The sequence below is a fragment of the Nesterenkonia salmonea genome (assembly GCF_005771525.1).
GTDB lineage: Bacteria > Actinomycetota > Actinomycetes > Actinomycetales > Micrococcaceae > Nesterenkonia > Nesterenkonia salmonea.
The window spans coordinates 54,090-76,212 of record NZ_VAVZ01000007.1 but is presented as its reverse complement, the minus strand read 5'-3'; the positions used below and the strand labels follow the sequence as shown (position 1 = coordinate 76,212).

General features: G+C 59.9%; 22 protein-coding genes, 1 tRNA gene and 1 pseudogene. 5 read left to right on the top strand and 19 right to left on the bottom strand.

From position 1 onward, the window contains the following. Positions 1-6: 6 nt before the first annotated feature. The 4 genes from dop to FEF26_RS03920 are packed head-to-tail and all read right to left on the bottom strand — an operon-like array spanning position 7 to position 5,048. A complete protein-coding gene (gene dop, locus FEF26_RS03935; protein ID WP_138252240.1) occupies positions 7-1,725 on the bottom strand; it encodes a depupylase/deamidase Dop in 1,719 nt (572 codons plus the stop codon). Further along, a complete protein-coding gene (gene arc, locus FEF26_RS03930) occupies positions 1,722-3,326 on the bottom strand; it encodes a proteasome ATPase (RefSeq protein ID WP_138252239.1) in 1,605 nt (534 codons plus the stop codon). The genes dop and arc overlap by 4 nt, the downstream gene beginning before the upstream one ends. Further along, complete coding sequence (locus FEF26_RS03925) at positions 3,316-4,350, bottom strand: tRNA (adenine-N1)-methyltransferase (RefSeq protein ID WP_138252238.1); 1,035 nt, start codon at positions 4,348-4,350, stop codon at positions 3,316-3,318. The genes arc and FEF26_RS03925 overlap by 11 nt, the downstream gene beginning before the upstream one ends. Next, positions 4,347-5,048, bottom strand: a complete 702-nt coding sequence (locus tag FEF26_RS03920; protein WP_243730399.1) for an HAD family hydrolase — start codon at positions 5,046-5,048, stop codon at positions 4,347-4,349. Before FEF26_RS03920 ends, FEF26_RS03925 begins: the two co-directional genes overlap by 4 nt. 139 nt (positions 5,049-5,187) lie before the next feature. Here FEF26_RS03920 and FEF26_RS03915 point away from each other — a divergent pair, with 139 nt between their 5' ends. Then, a complete protein-coding gene (locus tag FEF26_RS03915) occupies positions 5,188-6,054 on the top strand; it encodes a PAC2 family protein (RefSeq protein WP_243730404.1) in 867 nt (288 codons plus the stop codon). A 24-nt stretch (positions 6,055-6,078) separates the two neighbouring features. On the opposite strand, the gene FEF26_RS03910 is transcribed toward FEF26_RS03915, so the two are convergent. The 4 genes from FEF26_RS03910 to FEF26_RS03895 all read right to left on the bottom strand — a co-directional run bounded on the left by FEF26_RS03910 (position 6,079) and on the right by FEF26_RS03895 (position 10,161). Next, positions 6,079-7,311, bottom strand: a complete 1,233-nt coding sequence (locus tag FEF26_RS03910; RefSeq protein WP_138252235.1) for an IS110 family RNA-guided transposase — start codon at positions 7,309-7,311, stop codon at positions 6,079-6,081. Between the two features lie 368 nt (positions 7,312-7,679). Further along, positions 7,680-8,951, bottom strand: coding sequence for a cysteine--1-D-myo-inosityl 2-amino-2-deoxy-alpha-D-glucopyranoside ligase (gene mshC / locus FEF26_RS03905; RefSeq protein ID WP_138252234.1), 1,272 nt, complete (start codon positions 8,949-8,951; stop codon positions 7,680-7,682). Between the two features lie 49 nt (positions 8,952-9,000). Beyond that, positions 9,001-9,828 carry an undecaprenyl-diphosphate phosphatase gene (locus tag FEF26_RS03900; RefSeq protein ID WP_138252233.1) on the bottom strand — a complete coding sequence of 276 codons (828 nt, stop codon included), beginning with the start codon at positions 9,826-9,828 and terminating at the stop codon, positions 9,001-9,003. A gap of 63 nt (positions 9,829-9,891) precedes the next feature. Continuing rightward, positions 9,892-10,161, bottom strand: a complete 270-nt coding sequence (locus tag FEF26_RS03895) for a hypothetical protein (RefSeq protein WP_138252232.1) — start codon at positions 10,159-10,161, stop codon at positions 9,892-9,894. 68 nt (positions 10,162-10,229) lie between these two features. Between FEF26_RS03895 and FEF26_RS03890 the strand changes: the two genes are divergently transcribed. Next, positions 10,230-10,472, top strand: a complete 243-nt coding sequence (locus FEF26_RS03890; protein ID WP_138252231.1) for a DUF5703 family protein — start codon at positions 10,230-10,232, stop codon at positions 10,470-10,472. Between the two features lie 19 nt (positions 10,473-10,491). On the opposite strand, the gene FEF26_RS03885 is transcribed toward FEF26_RS03890, so the two are convergent. After that, positions 10,492-11,781, bottom strand: coding sequence for a M20/M25/M40 family metallo-hydrolase (locus FEF26_RS03885; RefSeq protein WP_138252230.1), 1,290 nt, complete (start codon positions 11,779-11,781; stop codon positions 10,492-10,494). 159 nt (positions 11,782-11,940) lie between these two features. Here FEF26_RS03885 and FEF26_RS03880 point away from each other — a divergent pair, with 159 nt between their 5' ends. Further along, complete coding sequence (locus FEF26_RS03880; RefSeq protein WP_138252229.1) at positions 11,941-12,198, top strand: type B 50S ribosomal protein L31; 258 nt, start codon at positions 11,941-11,943, stop codon at positions 12,196-12,198. Between the two features lie 64 nt (positions 12,199-12,262). Further along, positions 12,263-12,352, top strand: a tRNA-Leu gene (locus FEF26_RS03875). Between the two features lie 81 nt (positions 12,353-12,433). Here the strand turns inward: FEF26_RS03875 and FEF26_RS03870 are convergent. The 6 genes from FEF26_RS03870 to FEF26_RS03845 form a co-directional block, all read right to left on the bottom strand. Further along, positions 12,434-13,627 carry an IS481 family transposase gene (locus FEF26_RS03870; RefSeq protein ID WP_138252228.1) on the bottom strand — a complete coding sequence of 398 codons (1,194 nt, stop codon included), beginning with the start codon at positions 13,625-13,627 and terminating at the stop codon, positions 12,434-12,436. Positions 13,628-14,561: 934 nt separating this feature from the next. After that, entirely contained in the window at positions 14,562-15,677 is a 1,116-nt protein-coding gene (locus tag FEF26_RS03865) for an adenosine deaminase family protein (RefSeq protein ID WP_243730398.1), read from the bottom strand. Then, on the bottom strand, positions 15,674-16,774 hold the full coding sequence (locus tag FEF26_RS03860; RefSeq protein WP_138252227.1) for an extracellular solute-binding protein: 1,101 nt from the start codon (positions 16,772-16,774) through the stop codon (positions 15,674-15,676). Before FEF26_RS03860 ends, FEF26_RS03865 begins: the two co-directional genes overlap by 4 nt. A 47-nt stretch (positions 16,775-16,821) precedes the next feature. Further along, the gene (locus tag FEF26_RS03855; protein ID WP_138252226.1) at positions 16,822-17,871 is read right to left on the bottom strand and encodes an ABC transporter ATP-binding protein; all 1,050 of its coding nucleotides are present in this window, start codon (positions 17,869-17,871) and stop codon (positions 16,822-16,824) included. Further along, positions 17,868-18,665, bottom strand: a complete 798-nt coding sequence (locus FEF26_RS03850) for an ABC transporter permease (protein WP_138252225.1) — start codon at positions 18,663-18,665, stop codon at positions 17,868-17,870. The genes FEF26_RS03855 and FEF26_RS03850 overlap by 4 nt, the downstream gene beginning before the upstream one ends. Then, the gene (locus tag FEF26_RS03845; protein ID WP_138252224.1) at positions 18,662-19,486 is read right to left on the bottom strand and encodes an ABC transporter permease; all 825 of its coding nucleotides are present in this window, start codon (positions 19,484-19,486) and stop codon (positions 18,662-18,664) included. The genes FEF26_RS03850 and FEF26_RS03845 overlap by 4 nt, the downstream gene beginning before the upstream one ends. Before the next feature lie 208 nt (positions 19,487-19,694). Between FEF26_RS03845 and FEF26_RS03840 the strand changes: the two genes are divergently transcribed. Continuing rightward, positions 19,695-20,657 carry a LacI family DNA-binding transcriptional regulator gene (locus FEF26_RS03840; RefSeq protein ID WP_138252223.1) on the top strand — a complete coding sequence of 321 codons (963 nt, stop codon included), beginning with the start codon at positions 19,695-19,697 and terminating at the stop codon, positions 20,655-20,657. A 24-nt stretch (positions 20,658-20,681) separates the two neighbouring features. Here FEF26_RS03840 and FEF26_RS15880 read toward each other — a convergent pair whose 3' ends face one another. The 4 genes and pseudogenes from FEF26_RS15880 to FEF26_RS16350 all read right to left on the bottom strand — a co-directional run. Then, entirely contained in the window at positions 20,682-20,921 is a 240-nt protein-coding gene (locus FEF26_RS15880; RefSeq protein WP_341805137.1) for a hypothetical protein, read from the bottom strand. Between the two features lie 135 nt (positions 20,922-21,056). Continuing rightward, complete coding sequence (locus FEF26_RS16360) at positions 21,057-21,341, bottom strand: MgtC/SapB family protein (RefSeq protein ID WP_424991722.1); 285 nt, start codon at positions 21,339-21,341, stop codon at positions 21,057-21,059. Beyond that, positions 21,238-21,555, bottom strand: coding sequence for a magnesium transporter (locus FEF26_RS16355; RefSeq protein WP_424991721.1), 318 nt, complete (start codon positions 21,553-21,555; stop codon positions 21,238-21,240). Before FEF26_RS16355 ends, FEF26_RS16360 begins: the two co-directional genes overlap by 104 nt. Before the next feature lie 124 nt (positions 21,556-21,679). Then, positions 21,680-22,015, bottom strand: a pseudogene (locus FEF26_RS16350) (CBS domain-containing protein); the annotation flags it as partial. Positions 22,016-22,123: the final 108 nt, after the last annotated feature.

Below are 22,123 nucleotides of genomic sequence, written 5' to 3'. Positions count from 1 at the left end.
ACTATTCTACCGCTGACCCAACAGGTCCTGGAGACCGCTTACAAGCTGGGCGGGGTTCTCCACTTGTTCCAACACCGGTTCAGCCTGTTCTCTATTTCCGCTGAAAGGGTCGGTGAGTTTGAGTCGCACCACCGGTGAGACGTCATCCGGCCTCAGTAGGATCTGGTCCCAGGATGCTCCGGCCACGGACTTTGGGTGCCTGGTGATGAGTTGGCCTCGCAACCACGCGCGAGTCTCTTCTGGAGGATGCGATGCTGCCCAGTCGATCTGCTCTTCAGTGAAAAGCCGACGCATGCGCCCCGCCCGCGCCAACCGATAGTAGAGGCCTTTCTCCGGGCGGAGATCGTGGTACTGCAGATCGATCATGCCCAGCCGGGGTGAGCCCCAATCAAGTCCGTCGCGGCGCCTGTAGGACTCCAGAAGCTGTTTCTTGGCCACCCAGTCCACACGGTCTGCCGCGCGGCTGACATCTTGCTGGAGGTCGATCAAGAGATCGCCCCAGGCCTCAATGAGCTCAGCAGTTTCTGTGTCCGGGGCGGCATGCGGAAGCTTGGGGGCACTGACTTCACGGGCGTGCGCCACTACCGCCTGAAGATACTGATGCTGAATCTGCAGAGCAGTCATGGGGCCGCGATCGGTTGCGACAGTGCATGTCAAGCTCGGGTCGTGGGAAATATCTTTAAGCGCCTGAACGGGGTCGTTGAGCCTGATAGCTGGAGCTTTTCCAGATTCGATGAGGTCGAGCACCAAAGCCGTAGTGCCGACCCGCAGCCACGCAGAGTACTCGCTCATATTGGCGTCTCCGATAATGACGTGCAGCCGACGCCAGGTGTCAAAGTTGGCATGCGGTTCATCCCGAGTATTGATAATCGGACGTCTCACGGTGGTTTCTAGTCCCACCTGTTCTTCGAAGAAGTCAGCTCGCTGGGAGATTTGGAAACCAGGCGTCTGTGAGCGTTGCCCGACACCGACTCGCCCAGCGCCGCAGATGATTTGCCGTGTTGTGAAGAACGGAATCAGACCGGCCACAAGTGAGTCGAAGGGAAGCTTGCGTGGCACGAGGTAGTTCTCGTGAGCCCCGTAGGAGACGGATTTGTTGTCCGTGTTGTTCTTGTAGAGCAGCACTTCTGGCGATCCAGGTTCCAGGGAGAGACGCTGTGCGGCAGCTCGAGCGACGACGTCACCAGCGACGTCGTAGAGAACCGCGCGTCTTGCGCCCACCGCCTCAGGGGATGAGTACTCGGGGTGGGCGTGATCAACATAGAATCTGGCGCCGTTTCCCAGCACGAGGTTCATCAGCAGTTGCGGTTGTCCCTCCTTTGGGCGGTAGAAGTCACCGCGCCAGTGCGCCGACCCAGGAGGGTGGTAGTCCCTCTCTGCGGTATCGGCTGGGCTGGGGTCTCCGCCGGAGACGTTTCCCAGGGCATCCCGGACAGCGCCTGCCCCAGCTTCCTGCTCAGTGGCGTAGGTGATGGCCTCAGAGGTATCGGTCAACTGGGACGGGTGAGCTGCTGAGCGGGGCAGCACCCATCCCCTGGCGTCAACCAAGGGAGATTCCGACTGATAGTCCCACTCTGTTCCAGCGACTGCTCCACCCGTTTCTGTGATGTGGGCAGCATAGGCGTTGACCAACTCGATGGAGAGGCTGACATGGCTTGCTCGGGAATTTGAGGGGGCGTGGATGCCGTACTCGGTTTCCATGCCGATCAACCGCCGTGCGCTCATGCGCGTGGCCCATTGCCGGCCGGCTCGAAAGCCCCAGGCTTCGGCTCGGTGAGCCCGAGTCCGGCAACCATGTCACGCTGTTCGGCCAGCTCCTGCTTGATGGCCTCGTCGAGATGCTCCTGGGTGAGGCCCTTGAAATGGTCTTCTTCTGCCCGGGCTAAGTACTCCTTGATGGCCAGCTTCTTGGTGCGGTCCACAATATTGCTCAGGACAGCTCCCGACATGAAACCAGAGTGTGCGGGATAGAGCTGGGACACGGTGGTGTCAATCAGCGCTTCGCGCAACGGCTCCCGCCCCCCGTACTCCTCAATCAGAGCCGGACGCAGTGGGATTGAATCTCCCAGGTGGATGCGCAGGATCTCCCGCGCCCCTTGGGCACTTGGCCGTTGAACTCGGATCTTCACATCAAGCCGCCCAGGCCGCAAGATCGCAGGATCAATCATGTCTTCTCGGTTGGAGGCGCCAATGACGATGACGTTGTCCAGCGACTCTACGCCGTCGATTTCAGCCAGTAGTTGCGGCACGATCGTCGTCTCGACATCGGATGACACACCGGTGCCGCGTGTGCGGAACAGTGCTTCCATCTCGTCAAAGAACACCACCACAGGACATCCCGCAGAGGCGCGTTCCCGAGCGCGGGAAAAGATCACCCGGATATGCCGTTCCGTTTCACCGACGTATTTGTTCAGCAGCTCTGGACCTTTGATGTTGAGGAAGTACGCCCCGGATGCCTCACCACCTGCTAGCGATGTGGCCACAGCCTTAGCAATCATCGTCTTGCCACATCCGGGCGGTCCGTAGAGCAGGATGCCCTTCGGAGCTCGCAACCCATGCTCCCGGAATAGATCGGCATGCAGGAATGGCAGTTCCACAGCGTCCCGGATCTGCTCGATCTGCTCAGCAAGTCCGCCGATGTCTCCGTAGGCGATATCGGGTGTTTCCTCCAACACCACATCCTCGACCTCGGAGAGGGGGACGACCTCGGTGGCGGTGCCAGTGCGGAGGTCAACAACAACGGTGTCGCCGACCCGGGGCGGCTTCTCTCCTTCATCAGTGTGGGTGACTGCGGAGGGTGAGAGCTTGACGACCCTTTCCTCTTCTCCTCGCGCCAGGATCACGAGTCTGCCGTCGGGCAGCACCTCTTTCACCCGGGCGATTTCCCCGGTTCCTTCCGGTGCGAGGACAGCAATGATGGTGTAGTTCTCGTTGAGCAAGACCTGACTACCGGCCGAAATTTCTTCAGGACGAATCAGCGGAGACACTGAGACTCGAAGTTTGCGCCCAGAATGGAGCACATCACAACCGGGGGCGGTGGCGGCTTCGATCTCCCGCCCTTCTGTGCGCTCGCGCTGCTCTCTGTAGCCGATCACGGTGGCGAATGTGAAGGGAGGCTGACCGTCGGCTTCCAGGGCTTGTTTCAGCTGTTCGATCTGACCGCGGGTTGCTTCCAGGAGACCGGTGAGCCGTTCGTTGTTCCGTCCGGCCGTCTGGAGCTGCTGTTCAAGGCTGCGTTGACGTTGCCGGAGGTTGTCGATCTGCCGGTGGGCCTGTTCAAGCCGGCCCCGCAGCTCCTCAGTCTGTGTGTGAGCCTCACTCGTCATGGACAATCTCCTTGGCTGCTTCGACGTGCTTGAGGGAATTGGCTGCTGCTTTGCGTGCCTTCTTCCTGGATACCACGCGAGTCTTGAGAGTTTCTTGATCCCATATCTCATCGTCATTGGTTCCGGCCCAGGCCTGAGTGTCCTCTGTGGCAGGTTCGGAAACCTTCTCCCGCTTCTTCAGCTCCAGTGGAAGCTGGTCATCAGCAAGACGCCTGGTGGAGAGCAGGAACCCTGTGTGTGCAACCATCCTGTGGTCGGGACGCACAGCAAGGCCGTCAAGGTGCCAGGTCCGGAGCATTGTTTCGTGGGCTTCTGGTTCCGTGAAGCCGCCTGACTGTTTGATCTCTTCGGCTAACCGGGACAGCTGGGTCACAGTGGCTACGTAGCTGACCCAGACTCCGCCGGGAGCGAGCACGGTCCGGACTGCATCAAGACAGTTCCATGGGGTGAGCATGTCCAAAACTACGCGGTCTACACCGCCTGGTTCCTCAATTTCGAGTGGCCTCTGCGCTGCATCTCCGATGCGGATGGTCCACCCGGGATGGGGTTCGCCGAAGAACGCTTCGACGTTGCTGCGCGCAATATCAGCGAACTCTTCTCTGAGTTCGTAGGAGTTCAGTGTGCCGGAGTCCCCGACGGCGCGCAGCAGCGAAATGCTCAGCGCCCCGGAGCCGACTCCGGCCTCGAGAACGTGAGCCCCCGGGAAGATGTCTGCGACCTGCACAATCTGAGCTGAGTCCTTCGGGTAGACCACGGTTGCGCCCCGGGGCATTGACAACACGTAGTCGTTCAGCAACGGGCGAAGGACTTGGTAGCGGAATCCCGCACTGTTCTCCACCACAATTCCCTCAGGCTGCGAGATGAGTTTGTCGTGGTGGAGGACTCCACGGTGTGTGTGCCATTCGCCACCATCGCTGAGCGTGATGGTCGATTTCCGACCCTTGTAGTCGGTCAACTGCACCCGCTGTCCGGCCTTTAGCAGCCCGGTGCGCATGCGCTGGCCGATCGGTGAAGCCCCCGTCATGCGGTAGCCGGCGAAGGGTCGCGGACGAGAAGCTCCTGGAGCGTGGACACTCCAGCTCCGGAGAGCGTGTCCATCAGATGCCATTGGCCATTATCGGGAAGCGGCGAGTAGTGCGGCACCGCCAATGTGACCATCCCGGAAGCCGCAGCGGCGGCCGTTCCTGGAATTGAGTCCTCAATCGCGATGCACTGCCGCCGCCGCAAGGGCGCGCCGGTGCGGTGCTCGTGGTCGGCGGCCATTGTGTCGAATGCCAGATGATAGGCCTCGGGGTCCGGCTTGCCAGCCGAGACCATGTCACCGGTGACGACGAATTCCAGGTGGCCCGTCGGCAACGCCTCAGCAATGGCGCGTGCTAGCGGCGTGAAGCTCATGGTCACCATCGCACTGCGGATACGTTCGCGGTGAAGCTCATTGAGCAGGTCGCGAGCACCTGGACGCCACGGGATCCGTTCACCACACCGACTCACGACTTGAGCCGTGAGGTGGTCAATAATCTCCCGAACTCCCATCTGAACTCCGGCTTCCTGGAGGACAGATGCGGAGTATGTGAGTGCCTGACCCACCAGCTGGTGGGCCTTCTCCTCATTCCACGTGCCTCCGTGATCTTTCACCAACTGGTATTCGGATTCGATCCAGTAGGGCTCTGTATCCACCAATGTGCCGTCCATATCCCAGAAAACGGCCTGCAATTCTGACATGCCCACCATAGTACGCTTCCACCAGCTGTGGCTTGCCAGTACTGTGAGAAATGTGAGTGAGGACAACCAAGCATCCAATTCCGAGGATCCCGATACCCCTGTAGAGAGGGTCGATCGCTCGGAGCTTCTCGCTGCCCACCTGCGGAACACGGCAGCGAATGGTGATCAACAGTCGGCTCGCCCCACGGTCATGGTGCTCGCTTTCGAAGGATGGAACGACGCCGGCGGGGCAGCGTCGACTGCGGTTCGCACCGTAGCCCAAGCGTTCGGAGCTGAACTCGTGGAGAAACTCACTGATGAGGAGTACTACGACTTCCAGTTCTCCCGACCAAAGATCGCGCGTAATCCCGCAGGCCGCGAGATTGTCTGGCCCTCCACCACCATTCTGCACGCCTCACCTGCGAATGGGGAGTTTGATCTTCTGTTCGTCCATGGTGTGGAGCCCAGCTTCCGTTGGCGTGCCTACACCGCAGAACTCTTGACCAAGGCGGCGGAACACGATGTGGCGGCAGTCGTGCTGGTCGGCGCCCTGTTGGCTGATGTGCCGCATACCCGGCCCATTCCGGCGTCGTTCTCCTCGGAAGATGCTGATATTCAGGACCTTCTGGATATTGAAGAACCCACCTATGAGGGGCCTGTGGGGATTGTTGGAGTGCTGGCACACACGGCCTACCAGGCTGGTATCCCATCACTTTCGCTGTGGGCCGCCGTACCCCACTATGTGGGTCAGGCACCATCGCCTAAGGCTCAGCTGGCACTAATGCGAAAACTGGAAGAGCTTCTCGGCGTGCCCCTCGATCCGCACCAGGCAGAGGAAATCTCCGAAGACGCCGCTGCGTGGGAGCGGGGAGTCGATGACCTGGCTGAAGAGGACGCGGAGATCGCTGACTACGTGAAACGGCTCGAGGAGGCCACGGACACGACCAATCTCCCGGAAGCTTCAGGGGATGCGATCGCAGAGGAGTTCGAACGCTACCTCAGGCGACGGAAACCCCCAGAGAGCTAGCGGGGGGTGCCTCTATGGTTTTCGTCAAGCTGCTAAGCGGTGGTCAGTGCTGCCGCGGGCGTTGTCTGGTTCTTGGTAGAAGGTGCCGTCGCGGAGCATGGCGTAGAGGGTGTCCAGGCGTCGGCGGGCGAGGGCGATGATGGCTTGCTTGTGGGTTTTGTGCTCGGCTCTTTTCTTGTCGTAGTAGGCCCTTGATGGCGGGTGTGAGAGCGAGGCGAAAGCGCTGTTGAACAGGGTGGATTTCAGCCTCTTGTTACCACCGCGGTTGGCGAACTCGCCACGAATGGAACTTCCGGATCGACGGGTGGTGGGTGCGATGCCGGCGTAGGAGGCCAGGTGCCCTGGGGTCTTGAAATCCTTGCCGATGACCTCGGTGAGGATGCGTGCGGTGGTCCTGACGCCGACCCCAGGCATTGAGGTCAGGACCTGGTGAAGAGGGTGGGCCTCCACCAGTGCTTCAACTTGGGCTGTGACGGTCTCGCGTTGGGTGTAGAGCTCGGTGAGCTGGCCCGCCAGGATCGGCACGATCGTGGCGGCAGCACCAGTGCCGGCCACCACGACGGTCTGGGCGTCGAGGGCGTCGAAGATCGCCTCAGAGACCGGCCTGGCGAGCCGGGGGTTGTGCTTGGCGATCCGGTTGCGCACATGGGCCCGTCCGGCCTTCTGCAGCGCGTGCGGGGTCGGCCACCGGGTCAAGGCATCGAGCACGCCCCGGTGGTGGAGTTTCGGGCCGATCGTCCGCTCCAGGCCGGGGTGGATCTGGGTCAGTAGCCCGCGCAGCCGGTTACGAGCGGCGGTGGTCTGTCCCAGCAGGTCATCATCGAAACCAGCCAACACCGCCAGTTCGGCGACCTGCTCATCAGAGGCTGCGACCTGGCGCAGCGCAGAGGGCATCGTCCGGGCGGTCTCGGCGATGATGAATGCGTCCCTGGCGTCGGTCTTCGCTGAGCCGGCGTGTAAGTCTGCCATCCGGCGCATCGTCAACCCCGGCAGGTAGGCGACCTCCACGGCCTCGACGGCGCGGGCGACAGCAACCGGCAGGGCACCGATCGTGGCGGGCTGATCGACGACCAACAGTGCGGCACCGTGGGCCGAGGTGAGCTCGTCCAGCAGGCTACGTAGCTTGGACTCATCGTTGGGCAGCGCCTTGTCATAGACCCGCTCACCAGAGCTGGTCAGGGCGGTGGCGTGGTGTTCGGATTTGCCGACATCTAAGCCGATGAACAGCGCGAAGCTGACCAAATCGAATGCGGTCATGAAACCCCTCCATGTGAAGCTATGGGCCTGTCACCAAGGACAGCATGTCGCTGCCCTGGCCAGTGGCCAGTCCCAGCATGCTCACCAGCAATGATGAACAGGGTCGGTGGGCGGTTCATGCTCGGCATCCACGTTAGAAAACAAGCCCTCCACCCATCTACTCGGGGAGCAGGTTGGGACTGTCGTGCCTCTACCAGCGATCCACGATCCGCCGCGACCAGCCCCGGGTGACAACACCCCCCGGATCATCAAGTGACTGGGGGCAAACGATCATGCCCAGGAACCGGACCGGCCAACCCCTTCATCCTTATAGACTCCGAGGCCACCTACAAGCTAACGGGCTGTCTCGGTGTTGAGGGTTCCTGCGCTTAGGCTGCGAGGTCAATGCCGAGGAGAGCGAGGACGACGTCGCGGACACCGGAGGCGCTGGTGTGGGGAGATATATGCCCAGCTGCCCAGAGGTCAAGAGTGTCGAGCGCGGCCGGTGAATTGAGATCTCCTGCCAGAGCACTCATGAGTGCGTACTGCAGATCAGCCAGCGGGGCAGCGTCGCCATAGTTGTCCTGGGTTGCCTGCCAGGCCGACTTCCACCTGGCGAGGCGCTCTTGGGCATTATGCAAAGCAGGATCGGTGTAGGTCCAGTCCTCCCGCCAGTGATTGGACAGTATGAGCGTGCGAATCACTTGCGGATCGGTTCCCTGGGCCCGCAGCTGAGAAACCAAGACCAGATTCCCACGGGACTTGGACATTTTCTCACCGTCAAGCCCCACCATTCCGGTATGCATGTACCCCTGGGCCAAAGGTATGCCGTCAGCGGCAGTGGCGTGGGCGGCAGAGAACTCGTGATGGGGGAAGCGCAGATCAGAGCCACCTCCCTGGATGGTGAAGGGCGCGGGCAAATGCCGGCGTGCAATCACGGAACACTCGATGTGCCACCCTGGGCGACCCTCTCCAAGCGTGCCACCTGACCACTGAGGCTCACCATCACGTGCAGCGCGCCAGAGCAGTGGATCGAGTGGGTCCCGCTTTCCTGGTCGATCTGGGTCTCCCCCACGTTCGGGGAACATAGCTTCCATAGCAGGGCGGTCGTAGCGCCCGATGCTTCCGAGCCGCCAGTCTGTGCGCTGCTCTGCGGCGGCAATATCGAAGTAGTAGTCCTGACCGGATGCGTCAGCGGCTTTCACCGGGTATGCAACTCCCAATGCCACGAGCCGCTCAACGTCTTCGACCACGGCCGGGATCATTTCCACAGCGCCTAGGTAGTGGGTCGGTGGTATGACACTCAGGGCGGCCATGTCTTCTCGGAATAGTTGCGTCTGCGACTCGGCGAGGTCGCGCCAGTCGACCTGTGTGTCGGTGGCGCGCTCAAGGAGCGGGTCATCAATATCCGTGACGTTCTGCACGTACTGAACTTCGAGTCCGCAGGCCCGCCAGTACCTGACCAAGGTGTCGAAGTGCACATACGTGTTTGCGTGACCGAGGTGTGTGGCGTCATAGGGCGTGATGCCGCACACGTAGAGCGAAGCAGCACCTTGCCTTGATGAGGTGCTGACCGTCGTCGCATGGGGTGTGTCGTAGAGCTCAAAGGTTTCGGGCACTGGCGGCAGGCCAGGCACAGCGGGGGCGCTCCACGATTTCACGCAATAATCCTTTCACAGGCAGGTGTTTCCACTCTGCGGTCAACTCCAACTAGGCGTTGATAATTCCGAAGCTCAGGCAGATGTAGACGAAGATGCCCAGACCAATGCGATAAGCCACGAAGAGAGTGTACGAATGAGTCGAAACGTACCGCAGGAACCAACCGATGATGACATAGGCGACGATGAAGCCTACTCCAGTCGCGACCAGAGTCTGCATCAGGGTGTAGGGCCCATCTGGTTCCTCCAAGGAACCAAGGAGTTTGTAAAAACCTGACCCGAACACTGCTGGGACGGCGAGGAGGAAGGAATACCTGGCGGCCGCCTCCCGTGTGTACCCCATGAGCAATCCAGCGGTGATGGTCCCGCCTGAGCGAGACACCCCTGGGATAAGCGCCAACGATTGAGCCAACCCGAACAGTATCCCGTCTCGGATGCTCAGCTGGCTGAGCTGCTTAGTTTGCGTGCCTAGACGGTCGGCGATCGCTAGGAAGATGGCAAAAACGATCAGCGTCGTTGCGATCAACCACAGCGTGCGGAATGTGGTGTCAATATACTGCTCAAGGATTAGCCCCAGAATCACGATGGGCAATGTGCCCACGATGATCATCCAACCCATCCGAGCATCGGGGTGGCTGTGCTCGAGATTGCCGGTCACGGCTGCAAACCAAGCTCGGACTATTCGGAGAATGTCTCGCCAGAAATACACCAGTACGGCGGTTTCAGTGCCGAGTTGGCTGATGGCGGTAAACCCTGCTCCGGGATCGGAGGCACCGGGAAGGAACTCACCTACTATGCGAAGGTGGGCTGAACTGGAGATAGGCAGGAATTCAGTGAGCCCCTGCGCCAGGCCCAAAATGATCGCTTCGATCCATTGCACGAACGAAGCTTAGTACCACATCCAAGAACTGGTGAGCCGGCGCGCTGTCAGCGCGTACGAAAGCTAGTCCTCTTCGACATCCTCGTCAAGGTCGTCATCCTCATCGATGATGTCGTCTCCATCGTCGGAGTCTTCGTCATATAGGTCCAGAGGTGTCACTTCCCCCGTGGAGGCAAAGAGGGCATCCTCGTAGGCTTCGAAAGTGTCGGAGATGTTGTAGAACGCCGCTTCAACCGAAGGATCGTCCTCGCCCCGGCGGTTGACTGCGGCTGAAAGATGTTCCTCAAGTGCGTTCGTGAGCGCATTGAGAGCGATGCGAGGATCGATGTTCATATGGTCACAGTATCAACGTCTCAGGGCGCAGCGGTAGACCTCTTGACGGGTGTTCTAGAGTTGTTCCAATGGCAGACCAGACCCACGCCTCCGCAATGTCCCGGTACAGCGCTTCGGACGACGACGGCCGCGGCTGGGAGTACCTTGTGCTGACCTGCCAACCGCGTGAGTCATTGGCCGAGGTCAGGCGCCGTGTGGTCGAATACGCTGAGTACGGCCGGTGGGAGCTGAGGCGTTCGGCGCTATACACAGGTGGCGTACGGAAGTACTGGCTTCGCCGTCGCATGATCCGCGTCAAGCGGACCTTTTGAACCGGACCAGTGTCCGTCCTTACTGCTCCAGCAGGAAACGATGGAGCACGCGGACACCGAACTTCAGGGACTCGACTGGCACCCTTTCATCCACCCCGTGGAACATGCCCGTGAAGTCCAGATCAGCAGGGAGTTGTAGCGGAGCAAAACCGTAGCCGGTGATTCCCAGCTTGGCGAGGTGCTTATTGTCGGTTCCTCCGCCCAGCATGTAGGGAACCACCACAGCTTCAGGATCCTCATCTTTGAGCGCTTGGACCATCTGCTCCACCAGCGTCCCGGAGAACGGCACTTCGAGCGCCGGGCCTTCATTCATGAGCTCGAACGTGATTTTGTCCCCGGCAAGCTCGCGCAGGGTGGCGGCGACCTTCTCATCCTGCTCTGGCAGGGTTCGAGCGTCCACCAAGGCCTGGGCCTGGCCTGGGACAACGTTGTGTTTGTAGCCGGCCTCAAGCAACGTGGGGTTGGACGTGTTGCGCAGTGTTGCGGCGATGAACTTTCCAGCGGATCCCGACGCTTCGATAAGCGCCGAGGGGTCTTCTGGGTCGAACGGAATACCGGTCACCTCGGAGAGCTGCTCGAACAACGCACGAGTGGTCTTGGTGTATTCGAGTGGCCATTCATGCGCACCAATGGCAGCGACGGCCTCGGCCAAGTGCACTACGGGGTTGTCCTTGTGCACGGCTGACCCATGGCCGGCTGTGCCGTGAGCCGTCATTTTGGTCCAGTGAATGCCCTTCTCTGCGGTCTGAATGAGGTAGGCGCGGGTGCCTGCGATATCTGCGGAGAACCCTCCGACCTCGCTGATCGCTTCGGTTGCTCCGTCGAAGAGTTCCGGGTGAGTGCCAGTTAACCACCGCGCCCCGTAGGCGCCGTTGTCTTCTTCATCTGCGAAGAACGCGAAGATGATGTCTCGCTTGGGGCGATGTCCGTCTTGAGCCATCTGCAACATCGAGGCCAGGATCATGGCGTCCATGTCTTTCATATCAACGGCACCACGGCCCCAGATGAGTCCATCAATGATGTCTGCGGAAAAGGGGTCAACCTGCCAGTCAGCTGCTTGGGCGGGTACGACGTCCAAGTGTCCGTGAACCACGAGGGCTCCGGCGTCGTCGTCTGTGCCCTTCATCCGGGTGATCACGTTAGTCCGGCCCGGAGCCTTCTCAAAGAACTGTGGCTCGAGCCCGGCCTGTCGCATGATCTCAGCACAGTATTCGGCGGCTTCACGTTCCCCGTTCGACTTGCCCTCTCCCCAGTTAGAGGTGTCGAACCGGATCAGGTCACGGCAGAATTCAACGGCGTTATTCTCCATGACTTCACCTTATCGCCTCCGCCGTGGGTGCCACCGTGCGCCGCCCTGTGGCACCAAGCTTGCACGTAGGGTACGATCGAGTGTTGGCCGATCAACGGCCTTGATCTTTCGTTTCCCAGCTTCTGGCAAAAACCAGCGGCGCATGAAAAGGACCTGAGCATGAAACCTGACATTCACCCGACATACCAGCCGGTGATCTTCAACGATCTTTCCTCCGGTGAGAAGGTGCTGACCCGCACCACCGCTACCAGTCAGAAGACGATGGAGTGGGAGGACGGCAATACCTACCCGGTGATTGACGTTGAGATTTCAGCTGCCTCGCACCCCTTCTACACCGGCAAGCAGCGCATCATGGACTCCGCCGGACGTGTGGACAAGTTCAACAAGCGTTTCGCTGGTTTTGGCGGTAAGAAGTAGGAGTTTCTGACTCAGCCTGCTGACGTGCTAAGCTCTCTTGGCTTCACATTGAGGCAGGCACCCTGCGCGGGTGGCGGAATAGGTAGACGCGCTAGCTTGAGGTGCTAGTCCTCTAATAATGAGGGTGGGGGTTCAAGTCCCCCTCCGCGCACCAGTGTGATGTGTCGGGACATTGTTGACTGATGTCTCATCACATCGTTGACAGGTAGGGCTCTGAACCTTCGGGTTCGGGGCCCTACCTTTTTTGGTGTGTCTGCGGGTTCGGTGGCGGGGGCCTTTTAGGGTGGTAGATCTTGGTGTGATCCAGGGTGTGTTCTGCGAGGATTTCTCCTGTGTGGGCGTGGGACGTGGTGACGTTTTCGCCGTCGATGATCATGATGATGGGTTGGCGTTTGTTGGCTCGTCCGATCATCAGGTGTCGTAGTCGTCCTGCGTATCGCAGAGTGACTTTCCCTGAGGCATCGACCCGGTCGCGGCGGGTGCGGTACTGGGTGTTCTGCTCAGCGGTCGGGGTGGCTTTGGGTAGTGCTGTGTAGGCCTGTTCAGGGGTACGGCGCCCGATCGCGCGGTGGGGCCTGTTGGTGTTGTACCAGGTGCGGAACTGATCGAGGAGCTCTTGGAGTTCGGTGAGCTCTGTTGGGGTGGGTTTGCTGCTGAGCCAGCGTTTCAGGGTTTGGTGGAACCGTTCGATCTTGCCTTGGGTTTGGGGATGGCCGGGGGCTCCGTTTTTCTGCTGGATCTTCTGACTTGCCAGCAGCACTTCGAAACCGTTGCGGGCTCCTGGGTGAGTAGCGAACCGTGAGGTGAAGACTAGTCCGTTATCGGTCAGAGTCGTTGCTGGGGGCCCGAAGCCTGTGATGAGGGTGGTCATCATCTCCACCACATCAGCGCCGGTGCATCTTGTGTAGGCGGTGATTCCTACCAGGTAGCGGGAGTGATCATCGAGGAAATCGAGGATATCGACCCGGGTGCCACCCACCAGATGCCAGTGCGTGATATCTGCTTGCCACATCTGATTGGGCAGTTCGGCTTCGAACCGGATCATCGCCGACTTAGGTTTCTTCTGTGGTGCAGCAGTCACTAATCCAGCAGTACGCAGTATCCGGTGGATAGTGGCTTTTGAAGGGGCGTGGAAGCCCTCACGCTGAAGGTGCCAGGCGATGGTCTCTGCCCCCGCGTCAGCTCCCTGGGATGTGAGGTGTTGGCGCAGTTCGATGATTCTTTTGCGTACTGGGTCTGGGGTGCTCACCGGTCGGCGTGCTGGTGCACGGCTGACAGGTTCCACCCCGGCGGGCCCGGACGCCTGGTACCGGCGCATAAGGGTGTAAACCCATTGCCGGGAAACCCGATACTTTCTCGCAGTAGAGGCCACAGAGAGCCCCTGGCTGGTCACAGAACGGACAATAGCAAGGTTTTTATGCTTTCCCATGCCCCCATCAACGCATCACCAGATGTCCACGATGTCTCGACACAGCAGTCAACTATCACCTGTCAACGATGTCCCGAGACACCTGTGAACTATCACCCACCCCACCCCAAGCCAGAAACTGTCAACCATGATCTGAGACTCAACACCCCTCCGCGCACAGGCCGAACAGAGACGGAACCCCGTCAGGACGGCCGAAAACAATGCAAGGCCCCTTTCCCCGAATGTTGGGGAGAGGGGCCTTGTCTCGTCTCGGATGAGTAGTCGAGGCCCCCAGTCGGCTCACTGCAGCAACACTGGCCACCGTCTGCTCGCGAGTAGGGCTGGTCCCGTGGGATGCAGAGAGCAACGCAGCGACCTACCCGTCGTTGGCGTTACCTATGTTTGCGTATTCTTCGGGGTCTCCAGGAGGGCCGGGCTCCCAATCAGCGCGGGCCTGCGACTGCTTCCAGAGAGCTGTGTCGATTTCTTCCTGCGGCTGTCCCTCATCTATGAGGGTCGAGGTCTCAATTTCCTCCCAGCAGGCTGAGTGCTTCCAGATGCTCCCACTCCCCTATCTCAAGGTAGTCGGGGTGGCAGTAGAGGTCCGGCATTGCTCCAGAATCATCCCAGTCCTGGGGCCAACCCTCCGGCTGGCTTTATCCGTCGTGCTCCGCCTTCCGCGCCAGCGCCTCGTCGTCTTCGCAATGAAGCTGGTGCACCTCCACACCTGCCCCGGCACTGGCCGTCATCAAAAAGCCGGTGATGACAACGTGCCCAATGCCATCGAGACTGCGGGCGATGCTATGATCCGCGGTGAGTGCGGGTATGCATCTGGAGCGGACAGGGCAGCCTGGGCTCACACAAGGTGTTGAGTAGCCCAAGCAAACCCCGTCGCTGCTTTCTGCTGCTATTCAAGCTGCCTCCGCCACACGCTTTATGCCCGCCCGGAAGAGTTTCAGAGAGTATCGGCGAATTCTTTGTCAGCTGCGTCAATCTGGGCTTGGACGTCTGCCCGAAGAACGGCTTTCTCCTGCTCCGGTAACCAACAAGCCTCGACCGCGCGGAGAGACATGGCTCTTAGCTGCTCGGCAGTCGCTCCGACCTGATCAGCGAGAATGCGGTACTCGTTGTTCAGTGAGTTTGGGAACATCCCGGGGTCATCTGAGCAAGGCACTACAGCGAGTCCAGCATCGATCATCGCCCGGATAGAGGCTCGCCGCCATGGCCGCCATGAGCGACGCGACGTGACACACCCTACGGTGAACACCGTCTGTTCGCGTCGGAGCCTAGCCACCACGTCATCGTCCTCAAGAACGTAGTACCCGTGGTCGATTCGGTCACATCCCAACTGATCCAAGCATGTGATCGTGTTCAGAGCACTGGGAACATGCTCAGAGGAGTGCGCCGTCCTTCCAAGCCCGCTTCGTCCTGCCAGCTGATAGGCATCGGTGAAGCGTTCGGGGGGCCCTGCGTTCTCCAAATTGTCCAGGCCGATGCCCACGAGGTAAGGATGAGGGTTGTTCACCACCTGCTGCACCCAAGACACCGCATCTCCCCCAGTCTTGGACCGATCAATTCCGGCTATCAGGCGACCAGTCATGCCGAACTCACGCTCGGCGAGTCGAATGCCACCCGCCATCGCTTCGATGTAGCCGGTGTAACCCAGATACTCCAGGTGAACGGGCAGCTGATCAATGAAGAGTTCCAGATGGCGAACGTTGGACTGACGAGCTGCTTCGAAAGCCTCATAGGTGACCCTGGTGAGGTCCTCAGCGCTTCGCAACAATTGTGTGACCCAGCTACACGCCTGGAACAGGGAATAGGAGGTCTCTGGCTCGTCTGCTGCCGGGCCCTGCGGCACTGGGATCCGGGTATCTCGGTAAAGGTCCGGGTCAGGTGGCTTGGAATTGATGTTCTGATAGATCACCTCCGGAGACTCAGGCAGTTCCAGGTTGTGACGACGAGCGAGCTCCGCGAAGGTCTCCGCACGCACACTTCCAATGAGGTGGCAGTGCAGTTCGACCTTAGGCAGCCTTTCCAGCCAGTCGGACGGAATCTGTGGAGCAGTCACTGGCTAACGACCTCGCGGGCGAACCGATCCACCCACTCGCCCCGGGTGTCTACCAGCTCAGATGGGTCGAGTGTCTGGTACCCCGCCTCGATAGGATCTTCCGCGATCGTACCGACGACGGCATCAATGTTCTCAGGGATATCGGCCTGCAAGTTCACCGGCAAGTCACTCACCAACTCGGCGGAAGAAGCCTGCGCTTCAACAGAAAGCAGATAGTCGATGAATTGGTGCGCAGCCTCGACGTTCTCGCTACCTTCCGCGATCATTGCGTGGTTGGTGGCCATATACCGGCCTTCGTCCGGCGCAGTCCACGCCGTGCCCTCTTCCAGATCCACCGCAAAACCACTCAGGCTGCCAGCTGCGACAATCTCTCCTTGCACCAGCAAGTTCACAACCTCAGTCGACGAACTGTAGAACTGTAGGATGCCGGGTGCCCAGTCACCGAGGACTTCATAGGCAGTATCGACATCGTAAGGACCGCTGCCGTAGGTATCAGCGACCCCGGAGACCATAAGTTGCCCAGCGGTCGGCGCAATGTCAGGAAGCGCCAAACGGCCCGAGTATCCATCCTCCCCCCACAGCTCCCAGTCAGCGGCCTCGTTCTCGCTCAGCTCTTCTGTGGAGTAGATCGTGCCATAGAGCTGATACGAGTATGCGGGTCCATAGTATGAGTCGTCTACGGCGAAGTCAGCGATTTCCTCGAGATTCGGCACCAGTTCGGGGTCCAGTTCCTGGAACAACCCTTCCTCCTGGCCCATTGCCGCGAAGTAATCACTGATGAGCACGACGTCGACGCCAGGATCTTCACCTCCTGCGAGTTGGAGGGCAGATAGCCGATCCGCGTTGGCGCCGGTGTCGATCTCGACGTCAATTCCAGTCATCTCGGTAAAGGGGTCCACGACTGCTTCTTGAAATTCTTCGACGCCGAAAGGGAAAGTCGAAAGTACCAGCGGGGCGTCATTTCCACCGGATGCGCTGTCCTCCCCGTTGCTCTCGTCAGTGCCTCCGCAAGCGCTCAGCGCTAGCAGTGCGGCCATAGCGGTGCCGGCAGCGGTTGTCGTGCGGTGTGTCTGTAGTTTCTTTAAGTTGGGGCCCATGAGGGATCCTTTCGTAGGGGTCTATCTCGTCTTCGGCGGCGTCTGAGCTAGTCGTCGCCGAGCTGCACTAGGCGATGCCGGGGAGCTGAGGCGGTCAGATTGTCTCCCGGGGTGTACCGGCCAGGATCCTCTCCTCTGGTTTCAGCCAATAGGTCCACCTCCTCTCCCGAGGGATCTCTGGCTCTGAGCATGAGGAGGGTGTCGACTCCCCGATAGGCGACGTCGGTAACGGTGGCCCGGAGATTCAGTGCCTCATCCACCGCGTCCGTCTCCGTGTCCTGGACCTGGAGGTGCTCGGGGCGGATGGCGAGGGTTATGCCCTGGGAAGTGGTGAGAAAGTTCTCGTATCCGAGGAAGTCAGCGACGAACCGGTTGGCAGGTGCGCTAAATACGTCAGCTGGATGGCCCTGCTGCATGATCTGACCGGACTTCATGACAACCATGTCGTCGCTCATCTCGAGAGCTTCATCCTGGTCATGGGTCACGAGGACGACGGAAAGACCGGTCTCGGACTGGATCCGGCGTATTTCCGAACGCATCTGCACCCGCAGCCGCGCGTCCAGGTTGCTCAGCGGCTCATCTAGGAGCAGGACAGTCGGGCGGATGGCAATCGCGCGAGCCAGGGCCACGCGCTGTTGCTGACCTCCGGAAAGGCTCCGAGGCTTCCTCCTGGCAAGGTGAGCCAGTCCGACCATCTCCAGTGCCTCGGTCACCTGAGCTTCGCGGTCAACACGCCCCACTTTCCGAAGCTTGAGACCGTACCCGACATTCTCCGCCACCGTCATATGGGGAAACAGCGCGTATGACTGAAACACCATGCCCAGTCCACGCTTTTCCGGAGGCAGCGTTGTCGCGTCTTGCCCGTTGATCAGGATCCTTCCCTCAGTGGGACGGGTGTATCCGGCCAGCATGCGCAATGAAGTCGTCTTGCCACAGCCCGATGGGCCCAGCAGCGTCGTGAACTGGCCGGCACCGATCGTCAGGTCCATGCGGTCCACGGCGGTGAAGTCACCAAAGCGCTGGGTCACTTCCCTAAACTCCGCAGCTGCTGGTGAGCCCGTCTCTGCGGCGAAGGGAGCTGGGGACGTCGTCGTCATCTGTTGATGCCTCCGAAAATTCTTGTGAAGCCGACCGTACGCTCGGCGATGATGGCAATGACCACTGTTCCGGCCAAGATCAACGTAGAAACCGCGGCGATCATGGGGTCATAACTCTGTTGGACGTAGTCGAGCATTGAGATGGGCAGTGTGCGTGTGTCCCGTGCCTGGAGCAGCAGAGAAAGCGGAACATTGTTGAAGGACGTGATGAAGCCCAACAGCCCAGCAGAGAAAATCCCGGGCCGTAGAACAGGCAGCGTCACGGAGAAAAACGTGCGCATTGGCGAAGCGCCCAGACCCCGTGCCGCCTCCTCTAGTGATTCGTCTGAGCCAGCGAGTGCAGCTCCCGTTACACGGACCGCGTACGGCAGCAGAAGTGCGGTATGGCCGAGCAGCAAGACAGGGAAGTTGTCGATGCGATAGGTCACGATGAGCTGTTGGAAAAGCGCGAGACCCACCACGAGTTCAGGGATGATCAAAGGAGACAAGAACAGTCCCTCGATGAATCCTTTCCCCGGCAGTTTTCCCCGGTGGATCGCCAATGTCGCTGGAACTCCCACCGCCAAGGCGAGACCTGTGGAAAGGAGCGCCAGTTGGAGGCTCGTCAACAGTGCTGCACGGAAAGGAGTGTGTCCAGCGGCAGCTTCGAACCACTGCAGGGAGAAGCCCTCCGGGGGAAATCGCAGGCTGGATCCTGAAGTAAATGCCGCGGCGACTACAAAGAGGATGGGTACGATCATGATCATGTAGCCGAGTACTGCAAGTGAGGCGGCGATAGGTTTGCGCGAGGTCATGTTGTGGCGCCTTTCCGGCCAAGGCGCGCCGCGAGTCCTGAGACAAGGACCACCAGGACGGTCATCACGATGGCCGTAGCAGAGGCAGCAGCCCAATCGATGGTCACAGATGAGTAGGAATACAGCTCCGTGGCCAGCATTCTTTGGCGTGACCCTCCTAGAAGGTATGGCGTGGTGTAGGCGGTGACCGAACCGGCAAAGACGAGTGTGGCGGCCACGACCACACCAGGAAGCGAAAGCGGAACGACCACATCCCAGAAGGTGCGGGTGCGGCCTGCTCCCAGGCCTCGGGCGGCGTCGTCAAGACCTGCTTCCACCTGTGAGATGGCTGAGTAGCATGCGACGATTGCCAACGGGAGGAAGAGTTGGGTCAGACCCATGATGATGGCAAATGAGGTGTACAACAGTTGCGGCGGGCTATCGGTCAGCCCCAGGGCCATTGACAATTGGCCGATCGCACCGTTGGAACCAAGAACGACGAGCCACCCGAAAGTGCGCACCACGTTCGACAGCAGTAGCGGAAAGATGGCTAGCGCCAACAAGACACCAGCCCAGCGGGACTCTGACCGAGCCAAGAGGTAGGCAATGGGAAACCCCAGAACAAGGCACAGCGCGGTAACAACAAGGCCCAGTCCAACAGTGCGCCCGATGATCCTCAGGTCGTAGGGATCAGTGAACATCTGGACCAGGCGGGAGAAGATATCCTCCGTCGTAGCGCCGGGTGCGGCAAACAACACACCTAGTGCCGGCAGGATAAAACCGAGAAGCAGGAAGAGCAGGCCTGGGACCAGCAAAAGCACAAAGGTGCTGCGTCTGGTCATGGTGTCCCCTTCGAGTCAAAAAACGACGTTCCACAAAATGCAACCGGTTACATTCAGACTAGTGACACACAGTGGAAAATAGCTAGTTATCCGTATTAACTTCATGTTAATTCCCGCTGAGTCGACTGGTCCTCATTTGTAACCGCTTTCATAGTGGGCTCCAGTAGCCTTAGAGTGTTGTCTACCAATTGAAGAGAACGAGGTGGCTATGACGACGCTGGCAGACGTAGCCACTTTGGCGAAGGTGTCCAAGGCGACGGCTTCCCGTGTCTTCAGTCACCCTGAGGCAGTCTCGCAAGTCACGGCGGAAAGAGTTCGCCTCGCCGCACAGAAGCTTGGCTTCGTCCCCAACGTCGCTGCCCGGCAGCTGGCACGTGGCCGGATTGGCATCATTGCTCTGGTCGTCCCGACGTTGGACAACCGATACTTCACACCAGTGATCTCTGGCGCTCAGCAGCTGGTTCAGGAGCACGGCCTTCAGCTCACAGTTGCGGTACACCGCTTCGAGACGCTGCCTGATGTCCGTTCGGTTCTCCGATTAGGTCAACAAGTCGATGGCCTCATCCTGGCAGGACCACAGGGCAGCGACTCTCTCATTCGTGAAGTCGCAGAAGCGAAGCCAACAGTGCTGATCGACCGAGAGGTACCCGGACTGGATGCAGTCATCGCTGACACTCCGGCTGCCTTCGAGTCCGTCACTGAGTACCTCATTGGATCTGGGCACCACACTTTGGCTTACCTCGGCGGTCCACCGGGTTCTTGGATGGATCCCCACCGGCAACGCAGCGTCATGCAGGTGGCTACTTCTCTTAGCGCCACGGTCGAAGTCTACGGTCCTTACAGCTCTACTTTTTCTGCAGGAATTGCCGCAGCCAATGACCTGCGAGATTCGAAAGCAACTGCGGTGATCCCTTACGCCACAGCATTGGGATTGGGGCTTCAGTACCGGCTATTGACTAAGGACCCCAGTTCAGTCCCCGTGGTCACCTCTGAGCACGACATTGCCGAGGCACTAGGACAGAAGGACCTGGCAACCATTGACGTCGACGGCGTTCTCCTTGGGCGAAAGGCCTCCGCGAGACTCCTGTGGCGCGTTGAGAACCGCGAACAGCCACCGGAGACAGTGCGGTTGCCTGTTCCCACAGGGCCGAGGCCACTCGCGAAAGATTGAGAAATCTTTCGACTCGGAGCCCACCTATTCCAACAGGCACCCCTCATCCGCCAGCCCGCTACAACTCAGCGTCATGATGGGGAAGCGCCCCCACGGCACCGCCGTCACTCCACGCTCCAGGCCGAGCCTGCTGACAGTGTTCTCAAATACCGCGTCGTCCAGTTTGCCTGTGGTCAGCAGCGGCCGCACCTCCACACCGTTAGTTCCCTCAAGATCTTCGGAATACACTCCCTGGAGATGAAATCGACTGGACGATAAGCGCACGAATATGGGCTTCGTCGGCGTCGTGGCAGACGACCGTGAACTCGTAAGTCCACGGGCTGGTTCTGTGTCTGATCTTCCGGAACATTACGTTCTACACGGCGAACTACCGGCTGCAATAGCGCGTTCGTAGTGACGTTAGCGAGCACTCCTGCGACGGCAGGTATGTACATCCCCCTCCCTCCACATGAGGCGCCCGACCGCACCGGAACCCCACAATGTCGCTGCCATACTAATGCCGCGAAGGCTCGCCCCATCTTTAGTGATGACCCCGGCGCCGAGAAACCCCACCCCTGAGACCACTTGCGCCGCCACTGGGCTAGGCGAAACATCGCCAGATGTGGGTGAGCTCAAAAGCACGAACAGACACGCCCCCACGCACACCAACGTGTTGATGAGCAGACCAGCCGAGCGCGCCCTCAATTGACGCTCGAAACCAATGAGCACTCCACATCCGAATGCGGACAAGACCCGTAGCGTCGACCAGCGTGGTGATGACAGGAGCCGAGAACACCGCGGGGTCGATACGTAGCTTGGTGGCGACCAGAGGCAAGATACCTCCTACCGATGATGCCCACAAGCAGATCACGAGCAGAGTCAGGGAGATAATCATCCCGATAGCCGTGCCATAGAAGATCGCGGCGACGGGGAAACCGACTGCGAGCCAGACCGAACACAGTAGCGGACCGATACGGCTTCAGGATGGGCTCAGCACTACCAGATCGGTGGGCGTCCTCGGTCCCTTCCTCTTCGAGGACCTCCATGGCATCGTCGATGGGGATTATGCCAATAACTCGTTTCTCCCCGTCCACCACAGGGAGCGCTAGCAAATCGGCTTCTTGAAGCAGGCGCGCGGCCACTGCCTGATCCTCGTGAGCTGAGACGCTGTAGACATCAGAGGACATAAGGCCCCTCACCTGAATACCGTCGTCACTGGTGACGATGTCACTGAGCGAGACCACCCCGACGAGTTTGCGCTGACCATCCGTGACCGACAACTGCGAATAGTCATGCGACGGGGCTGACAACCCTCCCAGTTTGCCTATCGTCTCTTCGCGCGTCCGCTCGGGCGCCAATGTCACTGCCGCTGGAACCATGAGTCGGCCAGCAGTGCACGATTCATACCCCAGGAGTTCAGTCGTCGCCTTCCTCTGCTCCGCAGACAGTGCATGCTCAAGACGCGAAGCGATCTTCGCCGGGACCTG